Here is a 14,017-nt window from a genome sequence, read left to right on the forward strand (position 1 = left end):
TCGTCCGGACGCGTGCGGCGAACTTCAGCAACGCCGTCCTGACGCGAGTCCCCTGAGCACCCCACGCAAAGTCGATTGAGGGTTAGATAACTTTGGCTTGACGCAGTTGCGAAAGGCGCTCGTCATCAAAGCCAAGCCGCTCCTTCAAAACTTCTTCCGTATGCTCGCCGAGCAAGGGCGGCGCGCGGTCATACTGCACCGGCGTGGCAGAGAACTTGACCGGATTGGCCACTTGCGGGACGCTTCCTGCCGACGTGTGCGGCAAATCGAAACGCATCTGACGGTGCACGATTTGGGGGTCAGCAAAAACATCTTCAAAGCCGTTGATGGGACCGGCGGGCACGCCTGCGGCTTCCAGGGTTTCGTTCCAGTCCTGCACCCCTCGGGTCAGAAAGACTTCGGAGATCATCGGTATCAAGGCCTGCCTATTCCTGGCTCGCAGCGGGTTAGTGACGAAGCGCTCGTCAGTTGCCCATTCAGGATGTCCCAACTCACGGCACAGCGCTGCGAACTGCGTGTCGTTGCCGACGGCAATCACGATCTGGCCGTCTGCACAGTCGAATGATTGCCAAGGGCAGGTGATGGGCGAGACGTTGCCCAGGCGCGGTGGTTGCTGGCCAGAGACAAGGTACATCATGCCCACGTGCGAAATGGCAGCCACCTGCGAATCAAGCAATGCCAGATCGATGTACTGGCCTTCGCCCGACACCATGTCTCTATGCCGCAATGCAGCCAGAATGGCACTCACCGCATAAAAACCCGCAGTGATGTCGCCTACCGAGTAGCCAACGCGAAGCGGACCGCCGCCCGGCTCTTCGTCAGCATGCCCCGTGATGCTCATGAGCCCGCTCATGGATTGGAACAGCGGGTCATACCCCGGCAAATGGCTGTAGGGCCCCGATTGGCCAAAACCACTGATGGAGCAGTAGACCAGGCGAGGATTGACTTCTTTGAGCGACGCGTAATCCAAGCCGTAGCGAACCAGATCGCCCGCCTTGAAGTTCTCGATGACAATGTCGCTGTCCTTGGCCAGCTCACGCACCAGAGCCTGTCCGGCGGGCTGAGAAATATCCACCGTCACCGAGCGCTTGCCGCGGTTCATGGAGATGAAGGAGGAGGTTTCCCGCGTTTCGTTCCCTTGTGCGTCACGCACACGCAGGCCTTGTTGCCGCACGTCATCGCCCCGGCCAGGCCGCTCGACCTTGATCACATCGGCACCAAAGTCGGCCAGCATCTGCGCTGCCCACGGGCCGGAAAACACGCGGCTGAGATCCAGCACGCGCACGCCGTTCAAGCTACTCATGGAATGTCTGCTCCTCTTGGTTTTCCCCTAATTTAGGGAAGTCCGGCTGTTACCGCCAGCCCGCCAGCGCGCAAAGCTGCTATGCAGTGTGCCAAGGCGCGTCAACCACGACCTAAGAGCCTTGAGCAAATTGGAGAATCGCCTCTCGGTCCTGGTCCAGAACCGGTACCCGCCCAAGCCGATCCGGGTAGGCGTGGCCAGACATCAAGATAGGTGTCACTGGTGCACGCTGCCCCCCGCCGCTTTCGATCTCGGGCAGAATTCCTCTGCTGCTAACCTGGGGGTCCGCCATCATGGTGGCAATGTCGTTCAAGGGGCCTGCCGGCACGCCTGCTTCTTCCAATCTGACTAGCCAATGGTCTACGGAGGCAGAAGCCAGCGCACCTTCAATGGCCACTTTCAGCGCCGCATGGTTGACGACCCTTAACGCGCGCTGCGCGAAGAGAGGATTCTTCGGAAGGTCGGGAAGTTGAAGGACTTCGGCCAGCCTGGCAAACAGGTGATCTGAGCCGGCGGCGATGACCAAGTGCCCGTCCGCCGCGCGAAAAGCATCGAACGGTGCCGCACCCGGATGTCTGGCGCCCAAAGGCTTGGGCGACTGCCCTGTGCACCATAGCTGCGGGATGGCCCCTTCCAGCATGGCAATTTGCGCCTCGAACATGGACACGTCCACGTGTCCACCCAGCCCCGTGCGGGAGCGTCGCAGCAGGGCTGCCTGTATGCCATTGCACGCGAACAGCGCGGCCCCAAGATCACCTATGGAAGACCCGGCCCGCGTAGGATCTCCATCCGGGTGACCCGTGATGCTCATCATGCCGCTCATGGCCTGCACGACCACGTCGTAGGCCGCACGGTCGCGGTAGGGCCCTGTCTGCCCGAAGCCGGAAATGGAAGCCAGCACCAGGCCAGGGTGCTGCGTGCGAAGCTTCTCCCAGCCGTAGCCCAGCCGATCCAGAACGCCCGGGCGATAGTTCTCCACCAGGACGTCCGCACGCGCCAGCAAACGTTCGAAGACAAGCCGGTCGTCCTTGGCCTTGAGATCCAGCGCGATGGATTGCTTGCCTCGATTGATGGCGGCAAAGTAGGCAGAAGTTCCGTCCGCTGCCATGGGCAGGAAATGACGGGCCTCGTCGCCCGATCCGGGTTGCTCCACCTTGATCACCCTGGCACCCAGATCGCAAAGCATCATGGTGCAATAGGGGCCAGACAAGACTCTGCTCAAGTCCAGTACGACAAAACCATCCAGGGGGCCAGGCGCCTGATTTGAGTGCGTCACATGAAGCAGCCACCGACGAGGTGGCAGAGGTGGAGAGCCGTGTAATTGTCCACGACGTGCCAAATCAACCGCAAGGCGCCAAGCCAAATAACAGTCTTGCGTACATGCGCATGCCTGAACCCGTTGCGGCAAGATAAAGTCCGCACTAAACAGGAGACTTGATTCAATGCTACATAAACTAAGCCGTCGCACGCTCGTCACCGCTCTTGCCGCAGCGGCCGCCCTCCCCCTCCCAGCCCTGGCCGCATTTCCGGACAAACCGCTGCGCATGGTGGTTCCGTTTCCGGCCGGCGGTGCCGCCGACGTCATGGCACGCGGCCTGGCATTGCACATGGGCGAGCAGTTGGGCCAGCAGGTGGTCATCGACAACCGTGGCGGCGCAGGTGGAACTATGGGCGCTGAAATGGTGGCCCGGGCTCCCGCTGATGGCTACACGGTCTTTTTCGCCACGATGGGAACACATGCCATCAACGCGTCGCTCTATCAAAAGCTGCGGTACGACCCCGTCAAGGACTTTGCACCGGTTGCGCTCACGCACATCACGCCACGCGTGCTGGTGGTCGGCCCTTCAGTGAAAGCCCGCAACGTGGCCGAGCTGATCGCTCTGGCCAAATCCAAGCCTGGCACCATCACCTACGGTTCTGCTGGCAACGGAAGCTCCAGCCACCTCTCTGGGGCGCTCTTTGCCAGCATGGCAGGTGTCGATATGCAGCACGTTCCCTACAAGGGAAGTTCGCCGCTGCTGACCGACCTGTTGGCAGGGCGCATTGACGCCACATTCGACTCCTATACGGTGTACGAAGAGTTCATCAAAACCGGCAAGGTGCATGCGCTCGCAGTCACCTCTGCCAAGCGCATGGGAGCGCTGCCTCAGATCCCCACCCTGGATGAGGCTGGTCTCAAGGGCTACGAAGTCTCCAACTGGCTCGGCGTGCTGGCCCCGGCGGGCACACCGCGCGACGTGGTGATGCGTCTGAACGCCGCCATCGTGAAAGCCATGAGCGACGCAGGCTTGAAAAAGCAGCTTACCGGCCTGGGCATTGAACCCACTGCGTCCACGCCCGAAGAGTTCGGCGCCTTGATCCGCAGCGAGATCCCTAAATGGGAGCGCATTGTGAAGAACTCCGGCGCGCGCGTAGAGTAATCCGGTCAGGCCGCCACGACCTGCAAGGTGATGATGGTCGCGGGCGGCCAACTGCCGCGGGTCAGAACTTGCGCGGTCATTCGGCACCAGAGTGGCTATTCGGGAAATCCCGAATAGCCGGAGCGCCGTGGCCTCTCAGCCACCCCTTCGGGGCCTGGGGACTGGATAATCCCGCAAATGCAAAAGCCAAAAGCGTCCGACTTCGCCCTGGATATAACCGCTGATCTTCAGAAGTGGCGAGCCTTTGTTGCCATTGGAGAGCTTGGCAGCCTGACCCGCGCGGCGCTGTTTCTTGACAGCAGTCAATCGTTTCTGAGCAGGCAAGTGAACGGACTGGAGCGTGAATGTGGAACGCGCTTGTTCAATCGCACAGGTAGAGGCGTGGAATTGTCCGAGGCAGGGCAGCGTCTGTTCCCTCAAGTGAAAGAACTGCTGGAGCGCGCGCAGGTGCTGGAGCACGACATTCGCGCTGACCTCCATGAACCAGTGGGGACCGTGACGGTGGCGACGCTTCCGTCCATCGGCACGATTCTGATCGGCAAACTGTTTGCGGATGTCCGGGCCAAGCACCCCGGGGTCAACTTGAAGATCCTGGAGGGATCGAGCGGTCAGGTGGAAGAGTGGCTCACCGATGCTCGAACTGATCTGGCGATTCTCTACCGCTATGGACCCACGCTGCCTGAGCACGAAGAGTCTCTGGCAACCGTGGACAGCTATCTGATAGGTGCCAAAGGAAACCGGCTGACCGCTCAGTCCACGGTTAACTTCACCAGCCTGGACGGCTTACCCTTCATCTTGCCCGCCGCGCCGAACGGACTTCGCACCGCGCTGGACGCGGGCGCAAGACGACACCGGATCGTGATAACACCCGCTATTGAGGCCGATTCCCTCCCCCTTCAGCGGCAGTTGACACGGGATGAAGGCCTCTACACGGTGCTGCCGATTCACGCGGTTTGGAATGAGGTGCAGGAAGGCAAGCTTCAAGCTTCCCGGATTGTGGATCCGTCGTTTTCCCGTGTGGTTTCCCTGGCCTATTCAAAATCCAAGGGGCCAACGCGGGCGGTGACTGCTGTGGCGAGCCGGCTGATTGATATCGTGGGCCAAATTGGAAGCCAGGGCATCTGGCTGGCCAACTGAGGAGCTGACCAGCTTGTAGATGTTTACTGGCTAGATTTCCCGTGCCAAGACGAGGCGACCCTGCACTTTTCCAGTGCGAAGCCGGTCCAGGGCTTCATTGACCGCGGCAAATTCGAGGGACTCCACGGGCAAAGGAGCGATTTTGTTGGTACGCACCAGCTCAATCAACTGCTTCAGCTCAACGAGATTTCCCACATAGGAGCCTCTCACCGTGATGGCGCGCTGCACAAGCGGAGGAAGCGGCAGTGTGATGTCCCCACCAAACAAACCCACTGCGATATAGATCCCGCCTTTGCGAAGCGCTGCAATCGCAAACTCCGCTGTCGCCTTGGCGCCCACGAAATCGATAGCTCCAGCCAAGCCGCCGGCTTCTGCAAGTACGGCTGTGGCGCCAGCATCTCGCGGATCCACTACAAATGACGCGCCGTGTTTCAGTGCCAGTTCGCGCTTGGCGGCATCAATCTCAGCCACCGCGATCTTTCGATAGCCCAGGCCTTGCGCCACCTGCAGGCCGCTCATGCCCACACCGCCGAAGCCCATGAGCAGCAAGAGGTCGTTCTCTTTGTCGATATCCAGCTTGCGCAGTGCGCTGTATGCGGTCAGGCCAGAGCAGGCGTAAGTGGCCGCGATGGAGGGGTCCACCCCAGTCACATCGACAAGATACCTGGGATGCGGCACCACGCAATGGGTGGCATACCCGCCGGAACGGAATACACCGAGCGAGCCGGGCTTGGCGCACAGGTTCTCCTGACCGCGCTTGCAGACTTCGCACTCACCGCAACCAATCCACGGAAAAACCAGAAAGCTCTTGCCCACTTCGGAGTCCGCGATGGGGGCATCTGGCCCTTTGGCAGCCAGCCGACCTAGAACCTCATGGCCCATCACCAACGGTGGTTTGATGCCCCGGTCTGCAAGATTGAGGCGCTTACCCCCGCCAATGTCGTAATAGCCATCCTGCAGATGGAGGTCGGTGTGACAAACACCACAACGGCTCACTTCGACCACCACTTCCGTACCCTTGGGCTGAGGGTCTGCGCCCTCGATTTCGACCAATGGCTCGGTAAAAGAATTCACCGCATATGCCCGCATGCTAAGTCCTTTGATTTCATCCAAGTACTACATCCGATCTTCACCTCACCGGCGACGACCACTTTCCGCCAAAGATGACGGCTACTGCCTGGCTCAACAGTTGATCGGGCCGTGGCGCAACCATCCAGCGTGATGGTGCGAGCTTTCAGCGCAAATCCAGGATATTTCTCTATCGGAAAGCTCTGTGACGGACAACGCCAGCACGAGGGCACCCGAACCAACCTACCGGCCAGTCAGTAAGTATATTATCCCCGTGCGTTTATCCCTACGACTTTCATGCAGGCACGTCCCGTCACCGGGAGATCACGTCGTCAACTGGAATTTCTATCGCTTGGCAGGCTATGTGAAGCGACGGACAAAGCTGCCTTCGAGGGTTCCGTGGCCAGGCCCTGCTCGAGAATTGCAATCACTTCATCTGCGTACGCGCTGTAACTGATGGGCCCGCCCGGCCGGAGCCAGGTGAATGTCCAGTTGATCATGCCGAACAAGGTCATGGTGATCGCGGTCTGGTTCCGAGCATTCAGGCGCGTGGGATAGGCGCGGCGTAAAAACCGCCCCACTGCGGCCACCACGTCGCGCTGGCGATTGAGAATGATCTCGCGCTGCTCCATGGCCAGAAACTGAGTACTGCCCAGAAGTGCCGCGTGTCTTGTCGCCGATGTCTCATACTCGCGCAGAAAGGCGCGCACCAGCTCGTGGAGCGCGGCACGTTCGTCCATGGCCTGGCGTTCTGCCCGCGCCTCGGCTTGCCCGATGATGAGCAACAGTTTTTGCGTGTAGCGATCCAGCAGGTCAAAAAGGATGGACTCCTTGCTACCGTAATAGTGATAAAGCCGCGCCTTCGAGGTGCCACAAGCCGCAGCGATGTCGTTCATGCTGGTGGCAGGGTAGCTCTGGCGAGCGAAGCAGGCCGCCGCGACGTCCAGGATTTCGTCGCGGCGTTTGTCATGCGAAGCAGAAATGGGTCGTGCCATGAGGCGATTATCCAACCCTGGTGGGCGTCATGGCCGCAACGGCGGCTATGCGCGCTCGCCGGATAGCATCTCCGACTTGTTCGCCCACTGCGCCGCGCGCTTGCGCAGCCTGCGCCACTTCGTCAGTTGGCACGGTTTGCGCAGCAGCCAGGGCCGCTGCGAGGCGATCACGCTGCGGATAGTCAGACTCCTGCAGCCCCCCTCGCCCCCGGGCATCACATTCGCAGGCGAGCAGGATGTCTTGCATGCGTGCTGGCTTGCGAAAGCCGTCGCAGCGTTCGAGTAACCGCACAACGGCAGCCGCGTTGAGTTCACCGCTGCGGTGGATATTGCCGTGCTCTCGGGCCACCACGTCGGCCAGTGCGTGACATTCGGTAGGTACGCGCAGGCGCTGGGATAAAGAGCGGAGCAACTTGGCGCTGCGTTGCTCATGGCCAATATGGCGTGGCAAGACGTCTGCCGGTGTCGTGCCTTTTCCGAGATCGTGGGTCAGGCAGGCATAGCGCACCGGCAAGGACGCCTGCAGCCGAGCAGACATTTGCATCACCAGCATCAGGTGCACGCCGGTATCCACCTCCGGGTGGTACTCAGCACGTTGCGGTACGCCCCACAGGCGATCGACCTCGGGCAGGATGACGCGCAAAGCTCCGCACTCGCGCAGTACCTCGAACATGCGCTCTGGGTGGCTTTCCATCAATCCCCGCGAAAGTTCCTGCCAGACGCGCTCTGCCACCAGATGGTCGACTTCTCCGTCCTGGACCATGTTCTGCATCAATGCCATGGTCTCGGGCGCGACCGAGAAGTCATGAAAGCGCGCCGCAAACCGGGCGAGGCGGAGAATGCGCACTGGATCTTCGCCAAATGCCTGCGTCACGTGACGAAGCACTTTGGCGCTCAGGTCCTGCTGGCCCCCAAAGGGGTCGACCAGCTCTGGCGAGCCTTCCTGGGCAGCCATTGCATTGATGGTGAGATCCCGCCGGGCCAGATCTTCTTCCAGGGTCACGCCGGCGTCCGCGAGCACCGTGAAGCCCTTGTACCCCCGCCCACTCTTGCGTTCCGTGCGCGCCAGTGCATATTCCTCGCGTGTGTCTGGATGCAGGAACACGGGAAAGTCCTTGCCCACCGGCGTGAAGCCTTGGGCGCTCATCTGCTCTGGCGTAGTACCCACCACCACCCAGTCATGATCTTGTACCGGCAATCCGAGCAAGCGATCTCGCACTGCGCCACCAACCATATAGATTTTCATTGGTCCGATATTAGGGCAAGCTGCGCGCACGAGGCCGGCCAGCGCCTACAAACCTATTCAGCCCACCAGTGCTATTGTTGCGCCATGAATCGCACACTGACGGAAAACGCACGCGAGACCTCGGTTCTCGATGAGGTGGACGTATTGGTATTGGGCGGTGGCCCAGCCGGACTTGCAGCGGCAGCCTCGGCGGCCCAATCAGGAGCCAACACACTCCTGGTGGAGCGCTATGGCTTTTTAGGGGGCATGGGCACGGCGGCGGGCGTGACCAATTTCTGTGGTCTGCACGCCAACGTGCACGGCACACTCCGCCAGGTAGTGCACGGGGTCGCGGATGATCTGCTCTTGCGCATCGATGCTCTGGGAGGCCTCAACACACCCCACCTTCTTTTTGACGGCCGTATAGCGGCGCAAGCATACGACACCGCCGCGTTCAAGATTGCGGCAGACGAGTTGCTGGCCGCCAGTGGCGCACGCGTGCTCCTTCACGCCTGGGTGGCCGGTGTGGCCATGCGCGACCCTGCAAATCTCGAAGCCGTCTTCATAGAGACCAAATCCGGACGCTTTGCTGTACGCGCGCGCTGTTTCATTGACTGCACCGGCGATGGGGACGTTGCGGCTTTAGCGGGCGCTCCGTTTGAAAAAGGGGCGGACGGCCACGACATGATGTATCCCTCGACCATGATGAGAGTGGGCGGTGTGGATCCGGTCAGAGCCGGCCCGGCCTGGGCTAGTGTGGCCACCCTGATGGAGCAAGCTAGCGCCCGCGGCGAGCACTTCGCCCGCAAGTCACCCATCCTGAGGCCGCAGAAGAATCCCACAGAATGGCGCGCCAATGTTTCACAGCTTGCGCGCCCGGACGGTGGGCCCGTGGACGGGACAGACGCGCTGCAACTTTCAGCAGCGGAGGCCGAAGGCAGGCGCCAGGCCGCGCATTTCCTGCGTTTTCTGCGCCGTGACGTGCCGGGGTTTGAGTCGGCTTACCTGATGGACATACCACCCCAGATAGGCGTGCGAGAAACGCGACGCGTGCTTGGCGACTACCAGCTCAGCGAGCAGGACGTGCTGTCCTGCACCAGCTTCGAGGACACCATCGGAGTCAACGGTTGGATGGTAGAGGAGCATGTGGCTGGCAACGTCAGCTTCCGCTGGCCTGAAGGCACTGATACGGCGCAAGGGCGTGCAGCCAGTCGAGGCTTCAATCACCTGCCATGGCGTATGCTGCTACCGCGCGGCCTGGACAATCTGCTGGTGGCAGGACGCTGCGCTTCCATGACACACGGGGGTCAGTCAGCCGCCCGCGTCTCAGGGGGTTGCCTGGTCATGGGGCAAGCTGCCGGCACTGGGGCGGCCACGGCTTTATCTCTCAACGTGGCGCCGCGGAGCATTGACGTCACGAGTTTGCAAAATCAGCTTCTCAGGGCCGGAGCGTACCTGGGGAAAGACGGCGAAAATCTTCCCAACCCAATTCAGTAAGAGTCTATGCATCGCAGACAGTTCATGAGCCTGGCCGCAGCGGCCACTGCCATCTCCGTGCCAGCGCACGCTCTCGCGCAGAGCGAAGCCTGGCCAAGCAAACCGGTCCGCATTCTGGTGGGATTTCCTGGCGGTTCCACCCCAGATATGTCTGCGCGGGCTATTGCAGAACCCCTGGCACACGCACTTGGGCAGCCTGTGATTGTGGACAACAAGCCCGGTGCCAGCGGAAATATTGCGGCGGACGCGGTGGCCAAGGCCACTGATGATCACACGCTGGGGGTGGTCATCAACGGCAATCTGACCTCGTCCAAAACGCTCTACCCCAAGCTGGCCTACGACCCTGCGCGCGACTTCAGCTACCTCAGCCTGCTGACTACGGCGCCACTCATCCTGGTGGCTCCTGTCAATGTTCCCAGCGGGGCGGCGTTCTTCGAGGAAGCCAGACGACAGGGCGACAAGTGGAACTATGGTTCAGTGGGCGCAGGCTCCGTGGGCCATCTGGGCATGGAGCTTTTGAAAGCGCGCGTCCCGGGATTGAAAGCCATTCACGTGCCTTACAACGGCAACCCGGCTGTCGTGGGCGCCCTGATCGGAGGCCAGGTACAAATGGCCTTGATCCCGCCTGGCGTCGCCATGCCACAGATCAGAGGCGGAAAGCTTCAGGCGATTGGCCTTACGACCAGCGGACGCAGTGCGCTGGTGCCGGAACTGCCGTCCCTGGCCCAGGAAGGTGTCAAGGATTTCAATCTGGAGGTGTGGACAGCACTCATAGGCCCTGCCAACTTGAGTGCTGCAGCCAGACAGCGTGTTTCCTCGGCGCTTGCCACCATCATGAAAAGCGCCGAAGTGCGCCAACGCATGTTCCAGCAAGGCTGGCAGGCGGTGGGCACGTCGCCGGAAGGCCTGGCTCAGCGTGTCAGCCGGGAAACCACCTTGCTGGATGGCATCATCAAGTCACGCGGCATCCAGCTTGATTGACTACGGCCCTTCCCATGAAATCACTCGGAAAACGCGCTGATGGTCTCCGGCTGGAGCGCATGCGCGCTTCCCCCAGATGGGCTGAAACAGGTTTTCGCAATGTGAGGCCCATCCCTGCGGGCTTGCGTGACCCGACGGTTCCCATGCCGTCGATTCGCGAGTTCCTCAGCCGCGGAGGCCGGCGTGTGCCCGACGCACCGTTTCCCGTTCTGGACCCTCGCGCGGCCTGGCTTCGCCAACCGGACAGTGGTTTGCGCGCGACCTGGCTGGGACACTCGACTGTCTTGATAGAAATTGACGGTTACCGGGTGCTGACAGATCCAGTCTGGGGGCCGCGGGCTTCCCCTTCGGTGCTGGTCGGCCCCAAAAGGTTTCAGCCGGCACCGGTCACGCTGCGCGACATGCCCGCCGTGGACCTTGTGGTCATCTCACACGATCACTACGACCATTTGGACTACCCGACCATCAAGGTGCTGGCCAAGAGCAAGGTGCCTTTCGTGACCTCCCTGGGCGTAGGAGCTCACCTCCAGGCCTGGGGCATTCAGCCAGAGCGTATCCATGAATTGGATTGGTGGGAGGACTTCAAGCTTGCCGGCACAGGCCTTCAAATCACGGCAGCGCCATCGCAGCACTTTTCTGGCCGCGGACTCAAGGATAGAAATGCGACGCTCTGGTCGTCGATGGTCATTCGCGGTCCGCGCCATGCGGTGTTCTTCAGCGGCGATACAGGTCTGACAGGCGAATACGCCACGATTCGCGAGCGCCTGGGTCCATTCGATCTGGTCATGCTCGAAGTGGGCGCCTTCCACCCCGCCTGGGGTGACATTCACCTGGGACCAGACAATGCGCTGGAGGCGGCCGCGTTGCTGGGCAACGCCCCCTTGCTTCCAGTTCACTGGGGAACATTTGCACTGGCGATGCATTCGTGGGATCAACCTCCTGAGCGGCTTCTTGAATTGGCGCCGAAGTTCGGCACCCGCCTGGTGATGCCGCGTCTCGGCGAAGCGGTACAGCCAGTGCAGGTGGATTCGGTGACACCCTGGTGGCGCCGAGGTCACCGTGAAGAGGTCCCAAAAGAATCAACTTCCGAACCTGACCAACCTTCTACAGCCTACCCACAGGCTCCCTGGCCGCTGGACTGACGCACTTGCCTGAGAATCTGAGGTTTTTCGCTTATTCAAGCCTTGCAAGTTTCTGCGCTCCACCGTCCTGACATTGACGGCCTTCGTGCCATCGCCATTTTGGGCGTATTGGCTTTTCACGCTTTCCCCCAGGCAGTTCCAGGGGGGTTTATCGGCGTTGACGTTTTTTTCGTGATCTCCGGGTATGTCGTGAGCCTCAGTCTGATTTCCCGGACCTCGGTGCACGATGGGGCGGGTATCGCACAGTTCTACGCCCGACGAGTACGACGCTTGTTCCCGGCTTTGCTTTGCACTTTGATCGCCGTGGCGTTGGCGGGATTTTGGCTTTTACCCACCCCACAGCTGTCCCTGATGGGCAAACATATTCTGGGCAGCGCCGGGTTTGCACAGAATCTGATGCTTTGGCAGGAAGCTGGCTACTTCGATGCCGTTTCGCACGAAAAATGGCTGCTTCATCTATGGTCGCTCGGCATAGAAGAGCAGTTCTATCTGCTCCTGCCGCTGCTGTTCCTTCTGATCAACAGGGCGAAACAAGCACCCGCCACGGTTCAGCCCTCTTTGGCCACCGACGTCGGCCTAACCACCAAGCCGCGGGCCAATCCAATCCTCTTGTTGCTTGCAGGACTGGCTGCCGCTTCATTTGCGCTCAGCCTTTGGCAAAGTCGGTATTCACCAAGCGCCGGTTTCTATTGGCCCCTCGGGCGATTCTGGGAGTTTCTTCTCGGGGTCATGTTGGCAGATTGGCATTTGCGTAAGGCCGCTGAGCCCCGCAACCCCAGTGCGACGCCGTCAGGTCGGTTCGTGGCCGCATCAGCTATAGCGCTACTGCTTCTGGCGTTCCTGGTCTTCAGTGAACGCCCATGGCAGGGCTGGCATTTTCCTGGACCGCTGGCTCTCGCGCCAGCGCTGACTACCTGCGCCCTTCTTTGCACTGCGCAAAGCGGGGTCAACCAACGCCTTCTTGCTCACCCGCTGATGCGGTACGTGGGCCTGATCAGTTACCCGCTCTATCTGTGGCACTGGCCCATCATGGCTTACCTCAACAGCCTGGACCCCCAACATATTCAGCCATGGACACGGGTTCCAGGCTTGGCGCTGGCACTGGGCTTGGCTGCACTGACCTACCGTTTTGCCGAACAACCGATGCGCCGGTTGGCTTCGGACTATCCCAAGACCGTGACCGGTGGTCTCGCCACCGGCATGCTCGCCATGGCGCTGGGAGGCTACTGGATGTGGCAACACACCCCAACAAGCTGGCCGGATTTACGCAACTCAGCCGCTTCGCAAGTGGTCCTCTGGGACGAAACGCACCTTTACCGCGACAGTACCTGCTTGAGCCATGCCGCGGTGAATCCCTGGAAGCGCGATGATTTCTTTTGCCGCGGCAATCCTGATACCGCGCAGTGGGCCTTGCTGGGCGACTCCCATGGCAACGCACTGGCAGCGGGACTGATGAAAGCCATGCCGGGTCAGTGGGTGAATCTGGGCGGCGGTGGCTGCATGCCCTTCAATGGCGTGGACTCCGGGTCAGACGAGCTGGGTCTTCAATGCCCGCATGAAATACCCGAAGCATTTCTACGCCATGTGCTGCGCAGTCCACACATCAAGGGCGTATTGATCAACGTGCGGGGTGCTTTCTATGTCAATGGTACCGATAAAAAGCCCTCCGGCACCGAATCGCGCCGCTGGCTGCGTGAGGTTCCCCCTCTTTCCGGCTCCTCTCCAAAGCCACAGACCGACAATGCTTCTATATTTCGTGCGGGTGTTCGCCGTACGCTGACCGAATTGGGAAGCGCGGGCAAAAAGGTACTATGGTTGCTCAACACGCCGGAATTAGGCGCCGATGTAAATGCCTGCCTGAGGCCACGCACCGGCCAAGGCTGGCTAGGACCGGCCCCGGCTTGCGCCATCAGCGCGGCGTCCCATGATGCGCGAAATGCGCTGTACCGGGAGATCATTGAGACCGAAGTTGCTCGCTGGAACGCCCACCGCCCGACGCAGTCGGCACCCGTCCAAGTGCTCAATCCCGCTGAACCCCTGTGCACAGGGGCGCTGTGCCCATTGGTGCTGCAGGGCCAGCCGCTTTATCGCGATAGCGACCATTTGTCGATTCAAGGCTCGGATTTGGTGGCCCAGTGGCTGGTACCTCGGCTGCCCGGATTGGGAAACCCCTGATCTGCCTGTCCCGCCTGAATAAGGGGACCCCGTGTAACGGACGCCGTTTAACGGACCCCGTATAACGGAGGCCA

General features: G+C 60.9%; 11 protein-coding genes. 6 read left to right on the forward strand and 5 right to left on the reverse strand.

Features of this window, described 5'->3' with window-relative positions; genetic code table 11:
* Nucleotides 1-82: 82 nt before the first annotated feature.
* Both ABIE13_RS24215 and ABIE13_RS24220 read right to left on the reverse strand, forming a co-directional pair.
* Nucleotides 83-1,303, reverse strand: coding sequence for a CaiB/BaiF CoA transferase family protein (locus ABIE13_RS24215; RefSeq protein ID WP_354448314.1), 1,221 nt, complete (start codon nt 1,301-1,303; stop codon nt 83-85).
* A gap of 112 nt (nt 1,304-1,415) precedes the next feature.
* Entirely contained in the window at nt 1,416-2,579 is a 1,164-nt protein-coding gene (locus tag ABIE13_RS24220) for a CaiB/BaiF CoA transferase family protein (protein ID WP_354448316.1), read from the reverse strand.
* A gap of 166 nt (nt 2,580-2,745) precedes the next feature.
* Between ABIE13_RS24220 and ABIE13_RS24225 the strand changes: the two genes are divergently transcribed.
* On the forward strand, nt 2,746-3,723 hold the full coding sequence (locus tag ABIE13_RS24225) for a tripartite tricarboxylate transporter substrate binding protein (RefSeq protein ID WP_354448318.1): 978 nt from the start codon (nt 2,746-2,748) through the stop codon (nt 3,721-3,723).
* A gap of 177 nt (nt 3,724-3,900) precedes the next feature.
* Complete coding sequence (locus ABIE13_RS24230; RefSeq protein WP_354448320.1) at nt 3,901-4,860, forward strand: LysR family transcriptional regulator; 960 nt, start codon at nt 3,901-3,903, stop codon at nt 4,858-4,860.
* A 30-nt stretch (nt 4,861-4,890) separates the two neighbouring features.
* Here the strand turns inward: ABIE13_RS24230 and ABIE13_RS24235 are convergent, their stop codons facing one another.
* From ABIE13_RS24235 to ABIE13_RS24245, 3 genes are all read right to left on the reverse strand, one after another.
* Nucleotides 4,891-5,949, reverse strand: coding sequence for an alcohol dehydrogenase (locus ABIE13_RS24235; RefSeq protein ID WP_354448322.1), 1,059 nt, complete (start codon nt 5,947-5,949; stop codon nt 4,891-4,893).
* A gap of 311 nt (nt 5,950-6,260) precedes the next feature.
* The gene (locus ABIE13_RS24240; RefSeq protein WP_354448324.1) at nt 6,261-6,923 is read right to left on the reverse strand and encodes a TetR/AcrR family transcriptional regulator; all 663 of its coding nucleotides are present in this window, start codon (nt 6,921-6,923) and stop codon (nt 6,261-6,263) included.
* Between the two features lie 7 nt (nt 6,924-6,930).
* On the reverse strand, nt 6,931-8,169 hold the full coding sequence (locus ABIE13_RS24245; protein ID WP_354448326.1) for a multifunctional CCA addition/repair protein: 1,239 nt from the start codon (nt 8,167-8,169) through the stop codon (nt 6,931-6,933).
* A gap of 84 nt (nt 8,170-8,253) precedes the next feature.
* On the opposite strand from ABIE13_RS24245, the gene ABIE13_RS24250 reads away from it, so the two are divergent.
* Genes ABIE13_RS24250 through ABIE13_RS24265 form a run of 4 tightly spaced genes read left to right on the forward strand, consistent with a single transcriptional unit; the run spans nt 8,254 to nt 13,943 of the window.
* The gene (locus tag ABIE13_RS24250) at nt 8,254-9,645 is read left to right on the forward strand and encodes an FAD-dependent oxidoreductase (protein WP_354448328.1); all 1,392 of its coding nucleotides are present in this window, start codon (nt 8,254-8,256) and stop codon (nt 9,643-9,645) included.
* A 6-nt stretch (nt 9,646-9,651) separates the two neighbouring features.
* Complete coding sequence (locus ABIE13_RS24255) at nt 9,652-10,626, forward strand: Bug family tripartite tricarboxylate transporter substrate binding protein (protein ID WP_354448330.1); 975 nt, start codon at nt 9,652-9,654, stop codon at nt 10,624-10,626.
* 14 nt (nt 10,627-10,640) lie between these two features.
* Nucleotides 10,641-11,768, forward strand: a complete 1,128-nt coding sequence (locus tag ABIE13_RS24260) for an MBL fold metallo-hydrolase (protein ID WP_354448332.1) — start codon at nt 10,641-10,643, stop codon at nt 11,766-11,768.
* Between the two features lie 42 nt (nt 11,769-11,810).
* Complete coding sequence (locus ABIE13_RS24265; protein ID WP_354448334.1) at nt 11,811-13,943, forward strand: acyltransferase family protein; 2,133 nt, start codon at nt 11,811-11,813, stop codon at nt 13,941-13,943.
* Nucleotides 13,944-14,017 lie beyond the last annotated feature (74 nt).

This window comes from Ottowia thiooxydans (assembly GCF_040548795.1).
GTDB classification, from domain to species: domain Bacteria; phylum Pseudomonadota; class Gammaproteobacteria; order Burkholderiales; family Burkholderiaceae_C; genus Ottowia; species Ottowia thiooxydans_A.